Raw genomic sequence first — 690 nt, 5'->3', positions numbered from 1 at the left:
CGGTCGCTCCCGGCCAGGTCGAGCACGGCCGGCGGCTGGGCCTGGGTGTCGGGGGAGTCGACCAGGCCGTACGGGACGGCTGTCGCGGGCGGTTCGCCGGTGGCCCAGGCTGCCGCCAGGTCGTCCAGTGTCAGATCCGCGGGCAGCGGCGGCAGCAACGGCCGGAACGGCGCCGGGCGGCCCAGCCTGTGCGCGGCGGCCTCGATCGCGCGGACGGTCAGCGTCTGGTCGGTGGCCGCGCCGCCGTGGTCCGTCCGGTCCTCGGGGCGGGCGGTGCCGAGCGCGACCCAGTCCACGATCCGGATCCGGGCGGGCTGTGCCCCGCCGGCGGGCGGCGGGTCACCCAGGTAGCCGGATTGGAACAGGCGCGGGGTCCGTGTCTCGTCCTTCGTGCACAGGATCATGCCGCGGCCACGCAGCCGGCCGGGGATGGCAGCGGCGTCCGGGGCGCCCAGGACCTCGACGCTGTCGGCCGGTTCGTTCTGCCGGAGCGTGATCCGCAGGTCGATGTTGTTCTTCAGCTCGGCCGACAGTTTGCCCTGCAGCGACTGGGTGGCCAGCACCAGGTGCATGCCGAGTGACCGGCCCTTAGCCGCGACGTTGACCAGCGCCCGCAGGAAGTCCGGGGACGTCTCCAGCACCCGCGCGAACTCATCGAAGATCATCACAAGGCGGGGTAGCGCGGGCAAC

At 73.8% G+C, this 690-nt stretch carries 1 pseudogene; it reads right to left on the bottom strand.

Annotated features, from left to right (window positions below):
* Window positions 1–690 (bottom strand): annotated as a pseudogene (locus DD1DGNOD_RS18710) (FtsK/SpoIIIE domain-containing protein); the annotation flags it as partial.

The sequence above is a fragment of the Candidatus Protofrankia californiensis genome, from assembly GCF_900634765.1.
Lineage (GTDB): Bacteria > Actinomycetota > Actinomycetes > Frankiales > Frankiaceae > Protofrankia > Protofrankia californiensis.
This window is presented reverse-complemented; position numbering and strand designations above follow the sequence as displayed.